The 24,188-nt window shown below is 33.5% G+C and carries 18 protein-coding genes and 1 riboswitch; of the genes, 5 read left to right on the top strand and 13 right to left on the bottom strand.

What is annotated here, in order from left to right:
• The 10 genes from ACVCXO_RS18710 to ACVCXO_RS18665 all read right to left on the bottom strand — a co-directional run bounded on the left by ACVCXO_RS18710 (position 1) and on the right by ACVCXO_RS18665 (position 13,584).
• The gene (locus tag ACVCXO_RS18710) at positions 1-1,050 is read right to left on the bottom strand and encodes an NAD(P)/FAD-dependent oxidoreductase (protein ID WP_452231109.1); all 1,050 of its coding nucleotides are present in this window, start codon (positions 1,048-1,050) and stop codon (positions 1-3) included.
• The gene (locus tag ACVCXO_RS18705) at positions 1,043-1,639 is read right to left on the bottom strand and encodes a precorrin-2 dehydrogenase/sirohydrochlorin ferrochelatase family protein (protein ID WP_452231108.1); all 597 of its coding nucleotides are present in this window, start codon (positions 1,637-1,639) and stop codon (positions 1,043-1,045) included. Before ACVCXO_RS18705 ends, ACVCXO_RS18710 begins: the two co-directional genes overlap by 8 nt.
• A gap of 12 nt (positions 1,640-1,651) precedes the next feature.
• Positions 1,652-2,434, bottom strand: coding sequence for a uroporphyrinogen-III C-methyltransferase (gene cobA, locus ACVCXO_RS18700; RefSeq protein WP_452231107.1), 783 nt, complete (start codon positions 2,432-2,434; stop codon positions 1,652-1,654).
• Positions 2,435-2,446: 12 nt separating this feature from the next.
• The gene (locus ACVCXO_RS18695; RefSeq protein ID WP_452231106.1) at positions 2,447-4,540 is read right to left on the bottom strand and encodes a HEPN domain-containing protein; all 2,094 of its coding nucleotides are present in this window, start codon (positions 4,538-4,540) and stop codon (positions 2,447-2,449) included.
• A gap of 12 nt (positions 4,541-4,552) precedes the next feature.
• A complete protein-coding gene (locus tag ACVCXO_RS18690) occupies positions 4,553-5,173 on the bottom strand; it encodes a phosphoadenosine phosphosulfate reductase domain-containing protein (RefSeq protein ID WP_452231105.1) in 621 nt (206 codons plus the stop codon).
• A gap of 121 nt (positions 5,174-5,294) precedes the next feature.
• Positions 5,295-5,705 carry an RrF2 family transcriptional regulator gene (locus tag ACVCXO_RS18685; RefSeq protein WP_452231104.1) on the bottom strand — a complete coding sequence of 137 codons (411 nt, stop codon included), beginning with the start codon at positions 5,703-5,705 and terminating at the stop codon, positions 5,295-5,297.
• Positions 5,706-5,730: 25 nt separating this feature from the next.
• Entirely contained in the window at positions 5,731-6,894 is a 1,164-nt protein-coding gene (locus ACVCXO_RS18680) for a trans-sulfuration enzyme family protein (RefSeq protein WP_452231103.1), read from the bottom strand.
• 24 nt (positions 6,895-6,918) lie between these two features.
• Entirely contained in the window at positions 6,919-10,368 is a 3,450-nt protein-coding gene (thrA, locus tag ACVCXO_RS18675) for a bifunctional aspartate kinase/homoserine dehydrogenase I (protein WP_452231102.1), read from the bottom strand.
• Between the two features lie 27 nt (positions 10,369-10,395).
• Positions 10,396-11,688, bottom strand: a complete 1,293-nt coding sequence (locus ACVCXO_RS18670) for an O-acetylhomoserine aminocarboxypropyltransferase/cysteine synthase family protein (RefSeq protein ID WP_452231101.1) — start codon at positions 11,686-11,688, stop codon at positions 10,396-10,398.
• A 121-nt stretch (positions 11,689-11,809) separates the two neighbouring features.
• A riboswitch (SAM riboswitch) is annotated at positions 11,810-11,932 on the bottom strand.
• Positions 11,933-12,039: 107 nt separating this feature from the next.
• Positions 12,040-13,584: a hypothetical protein gene (locus tag ACVCXO_RS18665; RefSeq protein WP_452231179.1), complete on the bottom strand. Its 1,545-nt coding sequence runs from the start codon at positions 13,582-13,584 to the stop codon at positions 12,040-12,042.
• 146 nt (positions 13,585-13,730) lie between these two features.
• Between ACVCXO_RS18665 and ACVCXO_RS18660 the strand changes: the two genes are divergently transcribed.
• From ACVCXO_RS18660 to ACVCXO_RS18640, 5 genes are all read left to right on the top strand, one after another.
• Complete coding sequence (locus ACVCXO_RS18660) at positions 13,731-14,906, top strand: 2-isopropylmalate synthase (RefSeq protein ID WP_452231100.1); 1,176 nt, start codon at positions 13,731-13,733, stop codon at positions 14,904-14,906.
• 33 nt (positions 14,907-14,939) lie between these two features.
• A complete protein-coding gene (leuC, locus tag ACVCXO_RS18655; protein WP_452231099.1) occupies positions 14,940-16,340 on the top strand; it encodes a 3-isopropylmalate dehydratase large subunit in 1,401 nt (466 codons plus the stop codon).
• A gap of 90 nt (positions 16,341-16,430) precedes the next feature.
• Entirely contained in the window at positions 16,431-17,018 is a 588-nt protein-coding gene (gene leuD / locus ACVCXO_RS18650) for a 3-isopropylmalate dehydratase small subunit (protein WP_452231098.1), read from the top strand.
• 158 nt (positions 17,019-17,176) lie between these two features.
• On the top strand, positions 17,177-18,295 hold the full coding sequence (gene leuB / locus ACVCXO_RS18645) for a 3-isopropylmalate dehydrogenase (protein WP_452231097.1): 1,119 nt from the start codon (positions 17,177-17,179) through the stop codon (positions 18,293-18,295).
• A 3-nt stretch (positions 18,296-18,298) separates the two neighbouring features.
• Entirely contained in the window at positions 18,299-20,878 is a 2,580-nt protein-coding gene (locus ACVCXO_RS18640; protein ID WP_452231096.1) for a phosphoenolpyruvate carboxylase, read from the top strand.
• 358 nt (positions 20,879-21,236) lie between these two features.
• Here ACVCXO_RS18640 and ACVCXO_RS18635 read toward each other — a convergent pair whose 3' ends face one another.
• Genes ACVCXO_RS18635 through ACVCXO_RS18625 form a run of 3 tightly spaced genes read right to left on the bottom strand, consistent with a single transcriptional unit; the run spans position 21,237 to position 23,901 of the window.
• Positions 21,237-22,469 (bottom strand): ammonium transporter, encoded by a 1,233-nt coding sequence (locus tag ACVCXO_RS18635; protein ID WP_452231095.1) that lies wholly within the window; start codon positions 22,467-22,469, stop codon positions 21,237-21,239.
• A gap of 8 nt (positions 22,470-22,477) precedes the next feature.
• Positions 22,478-22,816: a P-II family nitrogen regulator gene (locus ACVCXO_RS18630; RefSeq protein ID WP_452231094.1), complete on the bottom strand. Its 339-nt coding sequence runs from the start codon at positions 22,814-22,816 to the stop codon at positions 22,478-22,480.
• A gap of 56 nt (positions 22,817-22,872) precedes the next feature.
• Positions 22,873-23,901 carry an outer membrane beta-barrel protein gene (locus ACVCXO_RS18625; protein WP_452231093.1) on the bottom strand — a complete coding sequence of 343 codons (1,029 nt, stop codon included), beginning with the start codon at positions 23,899-23,901 and terminating at the stop codon, positions 22,873-22,875.
• Between the last annotated feature and the right edge of the window lie 287 nt (positions 23,902-24,188).

The following is a 24,188-nucleotide window of genomic DNA, read 5'->3' as shown; positions in this document are numbered from 1 at the left end:
TTAGTTAATGGATTGAACTACTGCTTTTGGCGCTTCTTTACGTGTACCGTCAAAACCATCAATACCACTAACTGTTGTATATTTTAACACATACTTTTTACCAGGATTAATAATTTTATATGCGGATTGGCACATTAAAGTTGCTTCATGAAAACCACACAAGATCAACTTCAGTTTCCCTTCGTATGTGTTTACATCTCCAATTGCAAATATACCGGGAATATTTGTTTGATAATCTAATGTATCCACTTTTATAGCATTTTTAACAATTTCTAATCCCCAATCTCCAATAGGACCTAATTTAGGAGACAAACCAAATAGCGGAATAAAGTGATCTGTTTCTAGTAAGGTTTTTTCACCGTCTTTAGTTATTGTAATGCCGTCTAACTTATTATTACCATGCAAAGCAGTAACTTCTGCTGGAGTTATCAAGTTTATTTTACCTAGTTTTTTTAATTCTTGCACTTTTTCTACGGAATCTAAAGCGCCACGGAATTCATTTCTTCTATGAATTAAAGTTACTTCTGAAGCTATATTTGCTAGAAACACACTCCAATCTAAAGCAGAATCGCCACCTCCAGAAATCACCACTTTCTTATCTCTGTATACTTCTGGATCTTTAATAAAATATTCTACACCTTTTTCTTCGTAATACGCAATGTTTTCAATCTTCGGCTTACGCGGTTCAAAAGAACCTAAACCTCCCGCAATGGCAACAATTGGCGCTTGGTGTTGCGTCCCTTTATTTGTAGTTACAATAAAACTTCCGTCTTCTTGTTTTTCTATGGTCTCTGCACGTTCCCCTAAAGTAAAACCAGGTTCAAACTGTTTCCCTTGTTCTAATAGATTTGTAGTCAAATCTCCTGCTAAAACTTCAGGAAATCCCGGAATATCATAAATAGGTTTTTTAGGATAAATCTCAGAACATTGTCCGCCAGGCTGAGGCAATGCATCAATTAAATGGCACTTTAATTTTAGCAATCCTGCCTCAAAAACTGTAAATAAACCTGTTGGACCTGCTCCTATTATTAATATATCTGTTTTAATCATGATGTACTTCTTTCTTACTAATTAAACCTTTTGTGAATTCGTTTAAAGTGTCTACTTTTTCTTCGAAATCCCCTTTTATTGTTTTTCTAAAAACGTTCAAATTCTTCACCATATCGTCAATATTATCTGGAATAACATCTTCAAAAAACTGACGTAATCGTTTTGCTGTGGTTGGGGATTTTCCATTGGTGGAAATGGCTATTTTCACATTTCCTTTGGTAACAATGCCGCCCATATAAAAATCACAATATGGCGGATTATCAGCCACATTTACTATAATATTCCGTGCTTTGCAATCCTCGTAAACTTCTATATTTACATCGATATTATCTGTGGTTGCAATAACGATGTGTTTATTACTTAAAAGCGTATTATTATAAATATTTGGTATCATTTCAATGCCAAATTTTGTGGCAAGCGTAATAGTTTCGGCTCTAAAAAAAGGAGCTACCATTTGCACTTTTGCATTCGGACTAGATTTTAGCAAAAAGCTTAATTTCTCTAATGCGACATTTCCGCCACCAACAATGAGAACGTTAAGTTGTTCTACTTTTAAAAATATTGGATATAAATTATTTCTCTCTTCCATTTTACACGAATCTTATGCAGAAATCACTTCTGGTTGCTTATTCACTTCTTTAAAAATAGAATCTAATTGTACGCGTTTTTCAACCACTTCTCCTATTACAATTATTGCAGGGTTTGCCAGTTGTTTTTCTTTTACCACATTGCAAATAGTTTCTATCGTTCCTACGCCGAATTTCTCTTCTTTTGTAGTTCCGTTTTGAATGATTGCGATGGGCGTTTTTTGTTTTCCTTCCGAAGAAAAAATAGATACAATTTCTTCTAATTTCCCCATTCCCATTAAAATAACAACGGTTGCTGTAGATTTTGCTGCAAGCGCAACATCATTAGAAATAGTATGTGCTTTTGTAGTTCCTGTAATTACCCAAAAACTTTCGGAACTTCCTCTTTTTGTTAATGGAATTCCTTGATATGCAGGAACTGCTAACGAAGAGGAAATACCTGGAACCATATAGGTTTCTAATCCAAATTGTCTTACATAATCGATTTCTTCTGCACCACGACCAAAGATAAATGGATCACCACCTTTTAAACGTACTACATGTCCATATTGTAAAGCGCGACTAACAATAAGCGCATTAATTTGTTCCTGTTGGTATGCATAACAACCTTTGCGTTTCCCAACAAAAATTAATTCTGCCTTTGACGATGCATATTGCAATAATTCTTTATTTACAAGTGCGTCGTACAAAACAACTTGCGCATCTTTAATTGCTTTAATTGCTTTTAAAGTAATTAAATCTGGATCTCCAGGACCTGCGCCTACAACGGTTAGTTTTGGTGTTATTATCGCTTTCATCTTACACGTAATTTAGGATACTAATTGTTTTTCTTGTTCTCTAAATACACGGACAGCTTCTAAGAAATCCCCTGCACTTTGGATATAGTTTTTCGCAAATGCTTCGGTTGGAGCATTATTTTTTATCTGATAAATTAATTCGGAAAAAGAAACGCCTAAATTAATTTTATTGCTTTCTACAAATTCAGTTTGAAATGTATTGATAATTCCTGCTTGTGTATTCACTGAAATATTTTCGGAAAGTAGAATTGCTTTCGCCGAATTCACCATCGAGCTATATGCAAAATAGATCGCATTGGAATACACTTTATTACTAAATGCTTCTTTTGCCGTTTCTATTTTCTCTTCACTTTCTAAAAAAAGCGTTGCAATTAAATCGATAACAACTCCTGCACATTCTCCAATTCCGATAGCTTTTATATAGGCTTCGTTGGTTCCCCAATCTATAAAATCGTCTTGTGTAAGATTTGTAGCATCAGATAAATCGGTTAACATTTCATAGAAATATTTTTCTCCTTGTTGTAAATAATAATCTACAAACAGTTTTCCGTTTCCGTTAGCTTCAAAATCGTTTAAAATTCTACGTAAGGCTTCTGGACCTCTTCTACTTGGCATTTTCACCACTTTATCTGCAAAAACACCTTTTCCGTTTCCTCTATTTCCTCCTCCTAAAAGTACTTGTACTGCTGGCGCAACTAATTTATCTGGCGTACGAATGGACATTCCTTGAAAGCCAATATTTGCGGCATTGTGTTGTCCGCAAGCATTCATACAACCACTAATTTTAATGACTAAATCCTCATTTCTCAAGTATTGCGGATACTCTGCTTTTATAACACGTTCCAATTCATCTGCAATCCCGGTACTACTTGCAATCCCTAAATTACAAGTATCAGTACCTGGACATGCAGTAATATCTACCGCTTTATTATAACCCGCTTCTACAAAACCTAGCTTGGCTAATTCTTGGTAGAAAAATGGCAATAAGTCTGCTTTCACAAACGGAATTAATATGTTTTGGCGCAAACTTAATCGTAACTCTCCTGCAGCATATTCTTGCACCAAATCTGCTAACAATCTTGCTTTGTCTGTATAAAAATCTCCTAAAAGGACTTTAATTCCGATAGCGAAATATCCTTTTTGTTTTTGCGGAATGACGTTTGTTTCTTTCCAAAGGTTAAAAGCTTCTTCGTCCTTAATTTCTACTTTTGGAGCTGTCACTGTAACAGGAATTGAAATAGGATATACATCCGCATCTATTGCCACCGTTTTATATTCGATAGCACCCTGTTCTTCTTCTACTAGTCTTTTAAATTCTTCTAAACCAAGATCTTTTATTAAGAACTTCATTCTAGCTTTGGCCCGGCTTTTACGTTCGCCATAACGATCAAAAACTCTTAAAACACCTTCCATTACAGGAATGATTCTATCTGATTCTAAAAAATCATAAAATAAATCCGCATGTCTTGGTTGTGAACCTAATCCGCCACCAAGCATCACTTTAAAACCTCTTACACCATTTTGTATTTTAGCAATAAAACCTAAATCGTGCATGTACGACAATCCAGTATCTTCATCGGAAGCTGAAAAAGAAACCTTGAATTTTCTTCCCATTTCCTGACAAATAGGATTACGTAAAAAGAACTTAAAAATAGCATCCGCATACGGCGAAACATCAAAAGGTTCATTCACATCTATTCCAGCAGTTTCACTTGCGGTTACATTTCGAACGGTATTACCACAAGCTTCACGAAGTGTCACATCATCTCTTTCTAATTCTGCCCAAAGTTGCGGTGTACGATCTAAATCGACATAATGAATTTGAATATCTTGCCGTGTAGTAATGTGTAATCTTCCACGAGAATATTCATCAGAAACATCAGAAATTCTGTGCAGCTGATTACTCAAAACTTTACCGTAAGGCAGTTTAATTCGAATCATTTGCACTCCTTCTTGACGTTGGCCGTAAACTCCTCTTGCCAAACGAAGACTTCTAAATTTTTCTTCATCTACTTTCCCGGCCTTAAAAAGCTGAATCTTATTGGCCAGATCCATAATATCTTGTTCTACTACTGGGTTTTCTATTTCGGTTCTAAAACTTTGCATACTGTTTCAACTTTATTGCAAGTGTATACCACACTCTCTATTCTCTAATGCTTTTATGGGATCAAAATACTCATGGTTTATAGGCAAATTGTGGACTTCTAAATAATTATCTAAATCATAATCTGTCCAATAATAAAATGGGCTAATTTTTAAAATCCCATCTTTACTATAACTTAAAATATCTTTCTTGTCTCGTAATTCGGTTTGACGCACTCTAATATTTGTAAACCATAAATCGGGTTGATGCTCTTGCAATGCTCTTCTAAAAGGTTCTAATTTTACAATTTCAGAAAAGGCTGCATGATTATCATCTTCTATAGTTGGTAAACCTATGGTTGCATCTATCTCCTCTTTAGTTTTTAACGATTGGTATTTATTGATTTTTAAATCAAAATCCTCTATAAGATTAGCAGCATGCGCATAGGTAGTTGGTTCATTATATAATGTATCGCACCAAATCACCTTTATATCTTTATCATGCTTAGACATGGTACTTAACAATATTGCAGAGTATTTCCCAAAACTTGTCGTTACTATTCTGTTGTCAGATAGAGTTAAAGCCCATTGAATAATTTCATCAGGTGTTTTCGTTTTTAACTCTTTGTTTAGTGTATTAATATCTAATTTGATCATTCTGTTCTTTTAATTCTATAAATCCCATCGACTTACTAGGGTAATAAAGCAAATGTATTATTTTATTCTTCTTTAAACACTAATTAAATCATAAAAATAGGGGGTTGTTTTTATTAATATGTTAACGAGTTAAATCTGCAAGCGAGGTATTTCGAAAAATATCTAAAGTATTATCTCTCACTTTAATCATTAACAAATGTACAGCACAAGAGGCTTCGTCTGGGCAATCGGAACATTTTTCGTAGAAGTTTAAACTTACACAAGGAACCATTGCAATTGGACCTTCTAAAATTCGCATGACATCTACCATTTGAATTTCATTTGGTGTTTTTAAAAGATAATAACCGCCACCTTTTCCTTTTTTAGATCCTAAAAACCCATTTTTCCGTAAGCTTAACAGTATACTTTCTAGAAATTTTCTTGAAATGTTTTCACTTTTAGAAATCGTTTCAATAGCTACTGGTGCATTACCTTCTTGTTTCGCCAAAAAGGTGAGCGCTTTAATTCCGTATTTTGTTTTCTTTGAAAGCATCTTACAAAGGTACTTCTTTTAAAGATTAATCTAAAGCCTGTTTTAAATCGTTAATAATATCTTCTACATTCTCTAAACCAACCGAAACACGAACTAATCCATCTGTAATTCCCACTTCTAATCTATCCGTTTCATTTAACTTACTATGTGTTGTAGAAGCTGGATGTGTTACAATAGTTCTTGTATCTCCTAAATTTGCAGAAAGGGAAGCCATTTTAATTTTATTTAAAAAATTTCTTCCTGCTTCTATTCCACCTTTCACTTCAAAAGCGACAATATTTCCTCCTTTTCTCATTTGCTTTTTAGCAATTTCGTATTGTGGATGCGACTTTAAAAAAGGATATCTCACTAAGTTCACATTGGTATGCGACTCTAAAAACAACGCCACTTTTTCGGCATTTTCGCAATGTCTATCTACTCGAACAGCAAGTGTTTCTAGACTTTTGGACAATACCCAGGCATTAAATGGAGATAATGCAGGGCCTGTATTTCTGGAAAACAAATAAATTTCTCGGATTAAATCTTTACTCCCAACCGTAACGCCTCCCAAAACGCGACCTTGACCATCTATTAATTTAGTTGCAGAATGAATTACTAAATCTGCTCCAAATAAAATCGGATTTTGCAAATATGGTGTTGCAAAACAGTTATCTATTACCAATAAAATATTGTGTTTTTTAGCAATGTTTCCCAAGCGTTCTAAATCGATAATATCTACTGCTGGATTTGTCGGACTTTCAGCATATAGAATTTTGGTGCTAGGCTGAATTAAAGCGTCAATGCTGTCTAAATCGTTTACATTAAAATAACTGGTGGTGATATTCCATTTTGGTAAAAACTTGGTAAACAATCCATGTGTTGAACCAAAAATACTCCGTGCAGAAACAATATGATCTCCTGCATTTAGCAACGCGGCAAATGTGGAAAAAATAGCAGACATACCAGTTGCAAAGGCATAACCAGCTTCTGCACCTTCCATTTTACATATTTTATCTACAAATTCCGAAGTATTCGGATTGGTAAAGCGGCTATAAATATTTCTATCTTTTTCTTCTGTGAACGAAGCTCTCATGTCTTCGGCATCTTCAAAAACAAAACTAGAAGTAAGATACATTGGCGTGGAATGCTCTAAAAACGGAGAACGTTCCATCTGAGTTCTAATTGCTTCGGTTTCAAAATGCTTGCTCATACCAATTTAGGTTATTAAATACTATTAATTATTATTTTCTATTAGTCTCAAAATATCACCAAAAACACCTCTTGCCGTTACTTGTGCTCCCGCTCCTGCACCTTGAATCACCAATGGTTGTTCTCCGTACGATTCTGTATAAATTTCAAAAATAGAATCCGATCCCTTTAAAGCACCCAACGGTGAACTTTTAGGAACAGAAACTAATTTCACTTCTAATTTCGCACCATTTTCATCTTCTAAATTCCCAGACAAATCTCCAATATATCGCAATACATGCTCTTTTTCTTGGTTATTTTTTAACGTCGAATAGGCTTCATCCATTTGACCCAAACCATTCAAAAACGAAGATACATTTACACTTTGTAGCGCTTCCGGAATTAAATTCTGAATCACAACATCTTCCATTTCATTATTTAAATCTAACTCTCTAGCTAAAATGAGCAGCTTTCTAGCAACATCATTTCCGCAAAGATCTTCTCGTGGATCTGGCTCTGTAAACCCTTTTTCTATGGCGTCTTTTAATACTTCGGAAAATAATCTATCTTCCACAGAAAAGGTATTAAACAAATAACTTAACGAACCAGAAAACACACCACGAATACGCGTAATGTTTTCACCGGAAAGATGTAATAACTTAATGGTATCGATTAAAGGCAAACCCGCTCCGACATTAGTTTCGTATAAATATTTTTTCTGATTTCTATCTAAATTCGCTCTTAGTTCCTTATAAAAATTCAAACCTATTGTGTTTGCAATTTTATTGGATGACACCAAATCAAAACCATGAGAAACTAACGTATTGTAATTCTCTACAAAGGTTTTACTTGCCGTATTATCTATTGCAATTAAATTTTCTAAATGGTGTTTATCTGCAAAATCTAAAATACTCTGAATAGCATATGTTTCTCCATTTTCTAGTATTTCTTCTTTCCAATTTTCAGTAACCCCATTTTTAGATAACAGTATTTTTTTCGAATTAGAAATGGCGAAAATATTCAGTTTTACACCTTTGCGTTTTTCAATTTCTTTTGCAGAAGATATTATTTGATTAATTAATGCACCACCAACCAAACCATGACCAAAAATAGCGAGATTCACTTTTTTTGAACTGTTGAACACTTCGCCATGAATGACATTTGCAGCCTTTAACAATTGATCTTTTCTAACCACTAAACTTACATTCTTTCCGGTAAACGTATTATTGAAAAGCAATGGTGTAATTTGATTTTTTATAAGTGCATTAAATGGTTTATGAAAGGCACTCAATTCGATACCAATAATAGAAATCACCGAAACATCGTCTACAACATCAATCTTATTAACGTCTTGCGAGTAAAAATCATTTTCAAACTCGCGCTCTAAAGCAATAACGGCTTGTGTGGCTTTATCTGCATCAATAATTAATCCAATTCCTCTTTCTGAGGAACCTTGAGAAATAATACTTACACTAATATCATGTGCGCTTAATGCTTTAAAAATTCTAGCATCCACACCAACTTTACCTAACAACCCTCGACCTTCTAGGTTTATTAGAGCGACATTATCTAAAACAGATAAGGAAGTAGCTTCCGTGCTATCTTTTTTGGCAGTAATTAAGGTACCTTCATCGTCTGGATTAAAAGTATTTAAAATACGAAGGTTTATATTTTTTTCTAATAACGGAATGATGGTTTTTGCATGTAATATTGTCGCTCCAAAGTTTGCTAACTCATTCGCCTCGGCAAAAGAAAGCTCTTTAATCTTTTTTGCATCTGGAACCAAATCTGGATTAGCAGTATAAATTCCGTTAACATGCGTATAATTCTGAAGCTCTTCTGCATCTAAATAATTTGCCAATAAAGCAGCCGAATAATTACTACCATTCCTTCCTAAAGTGGTGGTTTCATTTTTCAGATTAGAGCCAATAAAGCCGGTTACTACATTCACTGTAGTTCCATTATATTGTTTAAAATGCGCCAAAACATTCTCTTTAGAAACATTATGAATTGGTTGCGAGTTACTAAAATTACTATCTGTTTTAATTAAAGCTCTAGCATCTGTTGCATTAGCATTTACTTTTTGTTCCTTTAGTAATTCTGCAATTAATTTAGCAGATAAAATCTCACCAAAAGCCAACACTTGATTTTCAATTTTCTCACTATAATCTCCTAATAAGAATACGCCTTCAAAAATAGTTTCTAAGGTTTTAAATTCTTCGGAAAAATCTATCGTTTTTAAAGGTGCAATTTGGTATTCTTGAAATGCTAAAAACGCTTCTTTGTATGCTTCTTTTTTGGAAGCTTTCACAAGAATTCCCTCCAACTCATTCGTTGTATTTGCTCTTGCCGAAACCACAACGGTTATACGCTCTTCTTTATTTACTTTATTCTTTATAATGGAAATAGCGTTGTTTAAACCTTCGTTATTCGCTAAAGATTTCCCACCAAACTTTAATATTTTCATTTTATTTTTTTTACAATTCGGATTAAAAATAGTTTCAATTATTTTTTCTAACTGCTCGAATTCTATTAAAAAAGCATCATGTCCATGATCGGAATTAATTTCATTATACGTCACATTTGGATGCAATAATGCTAATTGTTTTTGTGTTTCTCTGTTTTCTTCCGCAGTAAAAAACAAATCCGAATCTACACCTACAATGGTAATATTAGCATTGATATTTTTTAAAACAGTATCGAAATCACCTCTGTCTTTTGTGACATCTATACTTCTTAATAATTGGTTCATTAATTTATATGCCGACAACTGAAAACGCTCTTGCAATTTTTTACCATGATGCAGCAACCAGCTTTCCACATTAAAAATTTCTAACTCCTTATTTCTACTTCTTTTAAAACGTTCTTTAAAAGATTTTGGCGTTCTATAACAAAGCATAGCGTGCATTCTTGCGTCATGTACTGGATTGCTCGAATTCACTAAAAACTGCTCTTGTATTTGGCAATTTGCAATTAGCCAATCTGTAGATTTCCAATCGGTTGCAACCGTAATTAAATGTGTTGCTAAATTTGGAGATAGCACAGCCATTTCCCAAGCAATTCCTCCTCCTAAAGAACCACCAATCATTGCAAATACAGCCGATATATTCAATTTTTGAAGTCCTACTAAAAATAATTCTGCAATATCTCTTGCTACAAAATCTTTGTAGTTAGTAATTACAAAACCATCGTAACCATTTCCAGGAATATTAAAAGCTAAAACGGTATACGTATTTGTATCAATCACTTTGTTGGGACCAATAACATCACTCCACCATCCATCATTACCGGTTACATTACTATTTCCTGTAAGCGCATGATTCACCAATACAATTGGTGCTTGATGTAAAGGTTGTCCGAAAATTTGATACGACAATTCCACATCCTGATTCACGCCAGAAGCAAGTTGGAAACCAGAAATTTTTATGTAATGCAATGCAGCCATTATTACGTTTGGAGTAGTTAGAAATGCTACGCAAAAAATATTACGCAGCATTTATTTATGAACACGAATGAAGATGTATTAAGCCAGAACTGTTTTCTTTAAAACTTGAAAAGCTTCTTTTAAATCTGCTTTTAAGTCTTCAATATTTTCAATCCCAACAGACAAACGAATTAAATCTTTTGTAACTCCTGCTGATTCTTGAACTTCATCACTTAGCTGCTGGTGTGTTGTACTTGCTGGATGAATAATTAAGGATTTTGTATCGCCAATATTAGCCAGCAATGAAAATAATTTGGTCGTATCTGCTATTTTTTTAGCAGACTCATAACCGCCATCTACACCAAAAGTTACCACACCACTTTGTCCGTTTGGCAAGTATTTTTTAGCAAGCTCTTTGTACTTACTAGTTTCCAATCCTGGATAATTCACCCAATTTACTTCAGGTTGTTCTTGTAACCATTTTGCTAATTCGAGTGCATTTTGACTATGTTTTTTAATACGTAACTCTAAAGTTTCTAAACCTTGAATGATTTGAAAAGCATTAAAAGGACTCAATGCAGCACCATAATCACGAAGACCTTCAATTCGAACTTTTGCAATAAAAGCTGCTGCTCCAATAGCTTTGCTATATACTAAACCATGATAACCTGCAGAAGGCTCTGTGAATTCCGGGAATTTTCCGTTCGTCCAATCAAAAGTTCCAGCGTCGATAATAATTCCGCCAAGGGAAGTTCCGTTACCAGTAATATATTTTGTTAGCGAGTGAATTACAATGTTTGCACCATATGCTATTGGATTTAATAAATATGGAGTTGCCACGGTATTATCTACAATTAAAGGCACTTTACTACTTTTAGCTTCTTTAGAAATAGCTTCTAGATCTAAAACATCTAATTTTGGATTCCCTAAAGATTCTACAAAAAACGCTCTTGTATTCTCTTGGGTTGCATTTTTAAAATTTTCGGCATCCGAAGGATCTACAAAAGTGGTTGTAATACCGTGTCTTGGTAGCGTAACACTTAATAGATTATAGGTTCCTCCATACAAACTGCTCGATGCCACAATATGATCTCCAGCTTTTAAAAGTGTCAGTAATGTTGTAGAAATAGCTGCTGTTCCAGAAGCTGTTGCTACTGCTGCAATTCCGCCTTCCAAGGCAGCTAATCGTTGTTCTAAAATATCGTTTGTAGGATTATTTAATCGGGTATAAATAAAGCCTGGAACCGAAAGATTGAATCTTCCTGCTGCATCATCCGAATCGTTAAAAACATAAGATGTTGTTTGATAAATTGGAACGGCTCTGGTTCCTCCTGTTTTACTAACGTCGTGTCCTGCGTGCAACGCTTTGGTTGCGAATTTTTGTGTACTCATTTTTCTAAGTTTTTTTGAATTAAAATAAATTAAACCAAAAGCCAAATAAGCCTCGTTAGAAGCGTACTTAATAGAAAAATGTTAAAAAGAAAATACTAATTACAGATGGGTAATTAGATTTGAGTTATCTATCCAATATTTCGATTAATGAATCGAAAATTAAGTAGAATTTAGCACCTTCTTAGTAAATCTAAGGGTTGCTAAGGCTTCAACGAGTCTATCTCTCCGCCTTTCTTGATAACATTTCAGTAAGTGTTTGAACTTTGTGAGCACAAATATTGCATCACAAAAGTTTAATATCCAAATTTTTAAAGCTTTTTTTATTTCTTTTTTTTGAAATCAGATAAAAATCTAAGCATAGTTTTCAATATACTTGTCTTTGATAACCTGACCTACAGGCTTATTTTCAATTTTACTTTCCAGCCAAGAAATAATATCTAAATATAAAAATGCACGACGTTCATACGGATGATCTTCATATTGTTTTAAAACTTCTAATAGTTTTTTAAACTCTTTTTTAAGGTCTTGCGGATAAATATCTTGTAAACCTCTAATGAATTTTATCATCTCTTTTTGCACTTCATGCAAATCATTCATCTTGATTAAAAATTTATAAGTACTTCTTAACAAGGTTTCTAAATGATAATCTAAACCCGCTTCATAATGCGCAACAAGATTTAAAACTCTAGAAAAACAGAGCAAATCTTCTCGCATGGAAAGTGTTTTATTGGATATAATTTTATCTAAATATTTAATACATTCTTTATTATTCCCTGCTCCAAAATGCATACTTGCAAACTTGTAATAGAAAACCATTTTATGGTGTGCATCAATTTTAGTTTTGAATGGAATTAGCTCCTTTTCTATTTGAGGAATAAGCGACAAACCTTCGTCAAAACTACCATCGATAAAGTGTCCATTTATTTTATGAAAATTAGTATATAGAAAAACTAAGCTTGCTACATTTTCGTCTTTAGGGAAGTTTTCTGCATGAACTGCAGATTGAAACTCGTTTAGTTTTTCAAGAAATTTGGGTTTATTTCTAATAAAAAATATAGCCTCTAAAAGATAGTTATTTCCTTTTAAAAAGAAAACTGGATTTAGATTTATCATACTTGGATTCTGATAAAATAAATCCACCCATTTGGAAGCATATTTATAACAATTTAAAAAATCTTGTAACAAAAAGCTATACCATAAATGCGCTTTATAAAACCATAATTTCTCTCTAAAACCTACTTTAGCTATATTAAATTTGGGTAGCCTTTTATTAAAATAATCGGTTACTAAAAGGCTTTCTTCTTCGTTTTTAACATAACCTGTTTTTAAGATTATACTATATAATTGAAGTGATAAATTCGACAATTTACTAGCAATAACATTTAACGAACTAATCTCTTTTGCTTGCATTGCCAATGCATCTGCACGTGTACTTATACTTCGCGTAATGTATTGGGATTCGATTATTTTTTCTAATTCAATAATCTCAAAAGCAGCATTTTTTTCTTCGTTAACAATTGCCAACTCTTTTGCCTTATCCAGAATTTTTAGACTTTGTTTATACAATCCTTTATGATATAGAATAGACGCAAAATCTAACTGCTCTCTAATTTGAGAACGTATATTTTGATGGGAAGGATTTAATTTTAAACTTATTAAAATCTGCTTGTACAAATGCGCTTTTACATTAGCAACCTGTTGTTTTTTAACAATACCGCTTTTAATAATGGAAGCCTCGTCATACGTTGGGGCCTTATCTAACAGGTTAAACAATTTTAAAAACTTAGAATCTGAATTTACTCCAAGTCTGCCCACATACAATTTAAATTGTCGCTTTTCAGATTTAGTTAATGACTTAACTAATAAAAATAAATTATCTTTTTGTTCTTTAGTTATCAATAGAATATTGTTTTAACTATTTGATTTTCAATACATTAAATTAAGTTTATGCTTTTGAGCATCGTAAAAGTAAATCAAAAACAAATAATAATACCTAATCAAAATATAAATTCGTAATACAATACTAAAATATATTTTGATATATGTCAAATAACAATATACAAATATTCGATACAACACTGCGTGATGGAGAGCAAGTTCCTGGTTGTAAACTGAACACCGAACAAAAAGTTATAATCGCAGAGCAGCTAGACGCACTTGGAGTGGATGTCATTGAAGCGGGTTTTCCCGTCTCTAGTCCAGGAGATTTTAAATCGGTTCAAGAAATTTCTAGGATTGTAAAAAACGCTACGGTTTGTGGTTTAACTAGAGCTGTAGAAAACGATATTAAAGTTGCTGCAGAAGCACTAAAATACGCTAAAAAACCTAGAATACATACAGGAATCGGAACATCAGACTCTCATATTATTCATAAGTTTAAGTCGAATAAAGAAGCAATCATAGAGCGTGCTTTTGCCGCTGTAAAGTATGCAAAGTCGTTTGTTGAAGATGTGGAATTTTATGCAGAAGATGCAGGAAGAACAGATAACGAGTATTTAGCTAGAGTTTGCGAAGCTGCAATTAAAGCTGGCGCTACCGTTTTAAACATCCCAGATACTACAGGATATTGTTTACCAAGTGAATATGGTGCAAAAATCAAATATTTAAAAGAAAATGTAAAAGGCATTGAAAAGGCAATTTTATCTTGTCATTGCCATAACGATTTAGGTTTAGCAACTGCCAACTCTATTGAAGGAGTAATAAATGGCGCTCGCCAAATTGAATGCACCATTAACGGTATTGGTGAACGTGCAGGAAACACTGCTTTAGAAGAAGTAGTGATGGTATTAAAACAACATCCATATTTAAATTTAGATACCAATATTAAAACCGAAATGCTTTACGGAATTAGTCAATTAGTTTCCGATAGCATGGGGATTTATACCCAACCAAACAAAGCAATTGTTGGCGCAAATGCTTTTGCACATAGCTCCGGAATTCACCAAGATGGCGTTATTAAAAACCGTGAAACGTACGAAATCATCAACCCCAAAGATGTTGGTGTAACAGAATCGGCTATTGTTTTAACCGCTAGAAGTGGTAGAGCTGCTTTAGCATATAGATCTAAAAATATTGGTTACGAATTAACCAAATTACAATTAGATGAAATCTATGCAAGCTTTTTAACGTACGCCGATAATAAGAAAGAAATTAATGATCATGATATTCATCAAATCATTGAAACTAGTAAAGTATACCAACAAATAATTAGCGCTTAGTTAATTGAAATTACCGCTTTCGCGGAAACAAATATGAGTAAGAAAACACTATTCGATAAAGTTTGGGATGCACACGTGGTGGACACTATAGAAAATGGTCCACAAGTTCTTTATATAGACAAACATTTAATACACGAAGTAACAAGTCCGCAAGCTTTTAACGAATTAGAAGATCGCGGAATTCCTGTTTTTAGACCAGAACAAATTGTTGCAACAGCAGATCATAATACACCAACACAAAATCAAGATCAACCAATTAAAGATGAATTATCTAGAAAACAACTAGAACAACTATCTATTAATTGTAAAAAAAATAATATTACGCTTTACCAATTGGGCCACAAATACAATGGTATTGTACATGTAATGGCTCCCGAATTAGGTTTTACCCTACCAGGAATGACTATGGTTTGTGGCGACAGCCACACCTCAACACATGGCGCTTTTGGCACCATAGCTTTTGGTATTGGAACCAGTCAAGTAGCACAAGTTTTTGCGAGCCAATGCTTACTACTCACAAAACCAAAAAGCTTAAGAGTTTCGGTAAACGGAAAGCTTAAAAAAGGGGTTTTACCAAAAGATGTTATTCTTTATATTATCTCGAAATTAGGCACCAATTCTGGAACCGGATATTTTTGTGAATATGCAGGAAATGTTTTTGAAGAAATGAGCATGGAAGGAAGAATGACCGTTTGCAATATGAGTATTGAAATGGGCGCTCGAGGCGGCATGATTGCTCCAGACCAAACGACATTTGATTATGTGGAAGGAAGAGAATTTGCTCCTAAAGGAAAAGAATTTGAAAACAAAGTAGCCTATTGGAAAACCTTACCAACAGATGAAGGCGCTACTTTTGATAAAGAATATTTTATAGATGCTGAAGATATAGAACCAATGATTACCTATGGTACTAATCCAGGAATGGGAATTAAAATCACCGAAAACATTCCTACAGACACTAGTGCTTCCTTTAAAAAATCTTTGGAGTACATGAATTTTGAAGCTGGAGAAAGCTTAATAAACAAACCTATTAATTTTGTATTTATAGGAAGCTGTACCAATTCTAGAATTGAAGATTTTAGAGTTGCCGCAAAATTTATAAAAGGAAAACAAAAAGCCGACAATGTTACTGCTTGGTTAGTTCCGGGAAGTAAACAAGTAGAAGCTCAAATTATAGAAGAAGGACTAAAAGATATTTTTGATGCCGCTGGATTTGAATTAAGACAACCAGGTTGTTCTGCATGTTTAGCCATGAATGATGATAAAATTCCGCAAGGCGAATATTGTGTATCCACTTCTAACCGAAATTTTGAAGGCCGCCAAGGACAAGGTTCTAGAACCATTCTTGCTAGTCCGTTAGTTGCAGCCGCAACAGCTGTTGCAGGAAAAATAGTAGATGTGACGCAAGAAATTGAGGAATTAGAATTTGCTTAATTCTTAATGCACAAAAAAAAGACCTGTCAGGTTTGATAAATAAAACAATAACTAATTAAATAGAGATTCCTGTTTTTGCAGGAAGTTGAGATGGAAAAATTTACAACATTACAGTCTAGAGCAATTCCGTTACAAATTGAAAATGTCGATACCGATCAAATTATTCCTGCGCGTTTTTTAAAAGCGACAGATAAAAAAGGCTTTGGAGACAATGTTTTTAGAGATTGGAGATATAAAAAGGACGGATCTATAAACACAGAATTTGCACTTAATAACGAAAATTACTCTGGAACCATTTTAGTCGCTGGAGATAATTTTGGATGTGGTTCTAGTAGAGAACATGCAGCCTGGGCTTTAACCGATTATGGTTTTAAAGTAGTAGTTTCTAGTTTTTTTGCAGACATCTTTAAAGGAAATGCTTTAAATAATGGTTTGTTACCAGTTCAGGTTAGTGAAGTGTTTTTAAAAGAATTATTAAATGCTATTGAAAACAAACCAGAAACAGAAATAATCGTTAATTTAGAAGTACAAACCATTTCGGTAGCTGACACTAATTTATCGGAAGCTTTTGAAATTGATGCATACAAAAAAACCTGTATGATAAATGGTTATGATGATATTGATTATTTACTAAGCAAAAAAACAGTCATTGAGGCTTTTGAAAATGCAACTAGTTAACACGTGCGTTAGCGATTGCAGTGGCATCCTTTTTTGAGGCACGAAAAAAAGATATAACGAAAAGCGCGACCACACGAAGCTTTAGCGCAGTATGGTAACGCCCAAACAAAATAAAAATTAAGATTTCCGTTTTCACGGAATTGAAAAAAATAGCAAAGATGAAATTAAAAATAGCAGTTTTACCAGGAGATGGTATTGGTCCAGAAGTGACAAAGCAGGCAATAAAAGCTTTACAAGCAATTGCTTTAGAGTTTGATCATTCGTTTTCATTTACGCAAGCTTCTGTTGGCGCGATTGCAATTGACGAAACAGGAAATCCGTTGCCAGAGCAAACATTAGATTTATGCGAGGTCTCTGATGCTATTTTATTTGGTGCGATTGGAGCTCCGAAATACGATAACAATCCAGATGCAAAAGTGCGTCCGGAACAAGGTTTATTGCGTCTACGTAAATCTTTAGGTTTATACGCAAACATTAGACCTGTAAAGGCTTATGAAACTTTACTGGATCAATCGCCATTAAAAAGACACATCATAGAAGGTACCGATATTAGTATTTATAGAGAATTAACGGGCGGTATTTATTTTGGAGAAAAGTATTTAAGTGCAGATGGTAATACGGCTTCCGATTTATGTTTATACACAAAACCTGAAATTGAACGTATTGCACATTTAGCTTTTAAAGCTGCAGCAACTAGAAGAAATAAAGTGACTTTAGTGGATAAAGCAAATGTTTTAGAAAGCTCTAGACTTTGGCGAAGAGTAGTTACTGAAATCGCAAAAGAATACCCAACGGTTGCCTTAGATTTCTTATTTGTAGATAATGCTGCGATGCAAATGATTTTAAACCCAAAACAGTTTGATGTTATTTTAACAGAGAATATGTTTGGTGATATTATTAGTGATGAAGCTAGTGTAATTGGCGGTTCTATTGGTTTATTAGCTTCGGCATCTGTGGGAGACAAATATGCCATGTTTGAGCCTATTCACGGTTCGTATCCAGAAGCTACAGGAAAAGGAATTGCAAATCCAATTGCTTCTATTTTATCTGCTGCCATGTTATTAGAGCATTTTGATTTAACCGAAGAAGCAAATGTGATAAAACAAGCGGTTGAAAAATCATTACTCCTTAACATTACAACACCAGATTTAAATACAGAGTATAGCAATGTAACAACCTCTAAAGTTGGAGATTTTATTGCGGACTACATTTCGAACCCTAAAGATTCTAATCTTAATTTTAATAATATACATTTAGGTCAATCTACTATCATATAACACATGTCTACACAACCAAAACTAACAAGATTTAATCAAAACGTACTAGCAAAATACCAGATATACAATAGTATTTTCATGACTTTGCCTTTTGATTCTATTACAAAAACAGGTGTTTTATTGCCATTGTTTCATGAAACTTGTAAAAATGGTTTTGAAAACGGAGAAGACCCAACAACAATTGTAAATACGTTTTTTAAAAAATATCAAGCACGAAGATCCCCTGACAGTCAAATTAGTTTACTCTTTAAATTTATTCAATATATCGAACGTCAGGTAGTATTATTTGATGCCATTGAAGACGCTGCATTTCCTGTGGTTAATAATATGGACGGTATTGGTACGTTACGAAGCTTGAAAGAGACCGCTTCTGCGGAAGGCAAACTAGAAACACTTCAGAAATATCTGGAAGAATTTAAAGTCCGAATTGTTCTAACCGCACATCCTACACAATTTTATCCAGGTTCTGTTTTAGGGATTATTACGGATTTAACCGAAGCTGTTAAAGAAAATGACTTGCTAAGAATTAATGATTTATTAGCACAATTAGGAAAAACACCTTTCTTTAAACATACAAAACCAACACCTTATGATGAGGCAGTGAGTTTAATTTGGTATTTAGAGAATGTTTTTTATAAATCCTTCGGAAGCATTTACGATTATATTCAACAAAATATTTTTGACGGGAAACAAATAGATAACGACATTATAAATATTGGCTTTTGGCCTGGAGGAGACAGAGATGGAAACCCATTTGTAACTCCAGAAATAACACTTAATGTTGCTAAAAGATTGCGAGAAACCGTAATTAAAAACTACTATAGAGACGCTAGAAGATTAAAACGAAAGCTTACTTTTCATGGTGTTGAAGAAAAAATTGGGGCTTTAGAAAAAGAACTTTATAATATAATTACCAATAAAGAATCGAACTTAACGGTAGCATATTTTACTTCCGAATTAAAAGAGATAAAACAAGTTATTATAGATAAGCATCAGTCGCTTTATGTGTCTGAAGTGAATAGTCTTTTAAATAAGATTCACCTTTTCGGATTTCATTTTGCAAATCTAGACATTAGACAAGATAGCAGAAAGCACGACCAATTCTTTAAGGATATGGTGGATGCTTTAATTACAAGCGGAAGCGATATTTTCCCGAAGAATTATCACGATTTATCAGAAACAGAACAAATACAAATCCTATCTAAAGTAAAAGGAAACGTAGATCTTTCTTTAATAAAAGACGAAGAAACGCTAATGGCTTTAAAAACGATGCAAGCCATTAAAACCATTCAAGAATCTAATGGAGAAAAAGCAGCAAATCGCTATATCATAAGTAACAACCAGACTACTTTAAATGTCATGCAATTGTTTGCGATGTTAAAACTAGTTGCTTTTCAAGATACATTAACGGTGGATATAGGACCACTTTTTGAAACGATTACAGACCTAGAAAATGCGCCTGCCATTATGGAAGCGTTATATACAAATCCAGAATATGCCGCTCATTTAAAAGCTAGAGGCAACAAACAAACCATTATGCTTGGTTTTAGCGATGGGACAAAAGATGGTGGTTATTTAATGGCAAACTGGGCTATTTATAACGCCAAAGAAAACCTAACAACCATTTCTAGAAAATATGGCATAACCGCTATTTTCTTTGATGGCCGCGGTGGACCTCCTGCACGTGGTGGTGGAAAAACGCATAATTTCTATGCGTCTTTAGGACCAACTATAGAAGATAAAGAAGTACAATTAACCATACAAGGACAAACGATTAGTTCTAATTTTGGGACTTTAGATTCTTCGCAATACAATTTAGAACAACTTATTACTTCTGGAATTCATAATAGTTTTAGCGAAACCAGCTTAAGCATGCTTCCGGAAAACAGAGAAGTAATGAATAATATTGCTAAACTGAGTTATGATGCATATGTGAAATTTAAAGCACATCCTAAATTCATTTCGTATTTAGAACACATGAGTACTTTAAAATATTATGCAAAAACAAATATTGGTAGTCGCCCTTCTAAAAGAGGAAAAGCAGAAGGTTTAGTTTTTGAAGATTTAAGAGCAATACCTTTTGTAGGATCTTGGAGTCAATTAAAACAAAATGTTCCAGGGTTTTATGGTGTTGGTACTGCATTAAAAAAATATGAAGACGCTGGTGAATTTGATAAAGCACAGCATTTATTTAAAACATCCGATTTCTTTAAAACATTAATAGAGAATAGCATGATGTCTTTATCTAAATCGTTTTTCGATTTAACAAAATACATGTCTGAAGATCCTGAATACGGAGAATTTTGGAAAGTAATATACAACGAGTATGAAACATCAAAACGCCTTATACTCAAACTTACTGGCTATAAAGAATTAATGCAAGAAGAACCTGCCGGAAAAGCATCTATTGCCGTTAGAGAATCCATTGTTTTACCATTATTAACGATACAACAGTTTGCTTTAAAAAAGATTCAAGAATTAGAAAAAGCGGAAGTTAGAGATGAAGAACAAATTAAAATCTATGAAAAAATAGTAACACGTTCCTTATTTGGAAATATAAACGCAAGCCGTAACTCTGCCTAACCTAAGTATTTTATAGTTAGTCTAATTAAAAAAACCTCGAAACATTACGTTCCGAGGTTTTTTCTAACAAACAATTAAACTAAATAAATGAATACGCATTCATTCTAAAGTCTAGATATGCATTCCTACCATATTTACAAACATCAAGAGCTTCTATTTCTGAAACCGTATTCCTAGTTCTTTATTGTAAACAGGATTAAAGCGGACAACTAAATAAAACCCCTAAAATGAGTAACGTGTTTACTATTAGAAAACACAAGTAGCAACACGACCTAAATACTTTTAAATTAATGTAATTAAAAAACCTCGAAACATTACATTCCGAGGTTTTTTCTAACAAACAATTAAACTAAATAAATTAATGTTCATTCATTCTAAAGTCTGGATATGCATCCATACCGTGTTCATGAACATCAAGACCTTCTAACTCTTCTTTTTCTGAAACTCGTATTCCCACTATTTTCTTCATGGTAAACAGGATTAAAAAGGACGACACTATACATATTGCAGCATAAGAAACGACACCTATAAGCTGACTTACAAATTGTGCACCACTAGCCAATTCTCCAAAAAGACCAACAGCTAATGTTCCCCAAATACCACATACTAAATGTACCGCAATTGCTCCAACTGGATCATCTAGTTTTAATCTATCAATTAATGCTACTGCAAAAACAATAATAGATCCTGCTATCGCTCCAATTATAATAGCATCTGTTGGACTCATTTGATCTGCACCCGCAGTAATTCCAACTAAACCTCCAAGAATACCATTTAAAAACATGGTTAAATCTAAATTTTTATATAATAATGTAGATACTAATGCTGCTACTACTCCACCAGCTGCTGCTGCCAAACATGTAGTTACCAAAGTTAAAGATGTTAATCCTGGATCTGCAGATAATACAGAACCACCATTAAATCCAAACCAACCTAACCAAAGTATTAAAACTCCAGCTGTTGCTAATGGAATATTATGTCCTGGAATCGCTTGAATCTTACCATTTTTAAATTTCCCAATTCTGGATCCTAATAAACACACAGCTACTAAAGCTGCCCATCCACCAACAGAGTGTACTAATGTAGATCCTGCAAAATCATAAAAAGGAGTTTCTAATGTTTGTAAAAATCCGCCTCCCCATTTCCAAGAACCTGCAATTGGATAAATTAATCCAACATATATAATAGCGAATATCATAAAAGGGCCTATTTTCATACGTTCTGCAACTGCTCCAGAAACTATAGTCGCTGCTGTTGCTGCAAACATTCCTTGAAATAAGAAATCTGTCCAATACGTATATCCTTCACTGTACGTTAAATCTAATGCTCCTTCTGCTGTTAAAGGGGAATCTAATCCGAAACCAGCAAATCCAAAAAACCCATTAAATTCTCCTGGATACATTAAATTAAAACCAACTAAACAGTATAATAATAACCCAATGGTAATTATAAATATGTTTTTAAAAAGTATGTTAATTGTATTTTTTTGTCTTGTTAACCCAATCTCTAAAAATGCAAAACCTAAGTGCATAAAGAAAACGAGTGCTGTACAGATCATCATCCATACATTATTTATAGTAAGTAATTCCATGTTTTTTTTTATTTTAAAGTGTTTCCTCCTTTTTCTCCTGTTCTTATTCTGTAAACGTCATCGATTTTCGAAACGAATATCTTACCATCCCCAACTTCACCAGTTGACGCAGCTTCAAGAATAGCTTTGATAGTAACTTCTTCAAAATCGTCGTTAACTACAATAGATAAGTAACGTCTTTGGATATCGCTAGTGCTATACGAAACACCTCTATATACATGTCCTTCTTTTTCGTTACCAAGTCCTGTAACATCCCAATACGAGAAGAAGTTTACGCCTACTTCATGCAGCGCTGTTTTTACCGCAGAAAACTTAGATTTTCTGATTATTGCTTCAACTTTTTTCATATAAAATTTGCTTAATTTATTCTACCACAGCAGAAAATTTGTTAGTTATTATTTAATTAAAACTGGTAAATAGCAGCCATCGTAAATGCAGCAAAACTCTTCGTGCTTTCTAAATCACTATCTGCATACACTTCTTGCGAATTGCTATCTAATCTTAATTCTGGTTTTATAGTTAAACTTTCGTAGGTATAACTTCCTGTTAACGTAAGCGCAAGTACATCTTGATCATCTACAGAAGTATCCGCATCACTTAACCAATCAAAGTATTCTCCTCTTAAACCAATAGAGAATTTATCGGATGCAGCAAACTGCGGATAGATAGCAGCTCCCATAAAACCTTCACCATCATTATCTGCATACGCAGCATTTAATCCTAAGTAGAAAGAATCAGAAACATCAAATCCACCGGTATAATCAATTTCAAAACCTAAAACCTCATTATCATCATAATAGAAGTTTAAAAATTGTCCCGAATATCCTAATTGCGCACCCAAGGCATAACCTCCAATGTAATTATTGTTAACATCTGTTGGGTTCATAACCGCCACCATTAAACTAAAATCATCTGATAAAGCAAAGTCTGCCTTTAAACCAACATGAGAGAATGGTCCACTAGAAAATAAATACGAAGTACTGTAGTTAAAATTTCCTGTTGGAGAAATTACCTCATAACCTAAATACGTATTAAAACGCCCTAAAGTTAAAGTGGTACTTTCTGTAACATTCCAATACGCATATAATTGATTTAAATTATAACCTCCTATAGCAGCATCTCCTCTTGGCCCAAAAACTAAGTCTGCAACAACTCCAGTTTTCCCCCCTTCATACTTGGCAATAATATTTGCCATACCTAAAGCAAAACCAGTTTCATCTGCGAATGAAGTTCCAAAAGATTGAAAGGCATCACCGTCGTCGCCAAAAATAGCTTTATCACTGGAAGTTAAATTTGTTTGATAGTATGCATCCACACTTCCTTCAAAAGAGAACTTTTTTTCCTTTGTTTCTGTTTCGGTAGTTTCTGTAACTTCTTGTGCAGAAATATATGATGTTGTTAATAGCATAGCAGAGAGTAATAATTTTTTCATAAAGTATATGTTTTAGTGGTTATTAGAATTCCAAATCTATATTAAAAACAAATCAACCCCTAAACTTTAAGGGGTGAAATAGTCATTTTTATCAATAAACCATTTTGAACCCTATTTTTTATAGGGTAAAATAAAATAATTATGTTTTTATTGATAAATCCATATTCGAAAAAAGTGATATTATCAACAATTTTGAATTTTTGATAAATTATATTCATCTTTTTCATATTTACGAAAACGTTTTCGCAAAAAAAGCTTATTTTCACTACACATTATTCATTGCTTAT

It is taken from the genome of Lacinutrix sp. MEBiC02404 (assembly GCF_053601575.1).
Note: the sequence above shows the minus strand (reverse complement) of the source record. Positions and strands in the feature narration are given on the sequence as shown.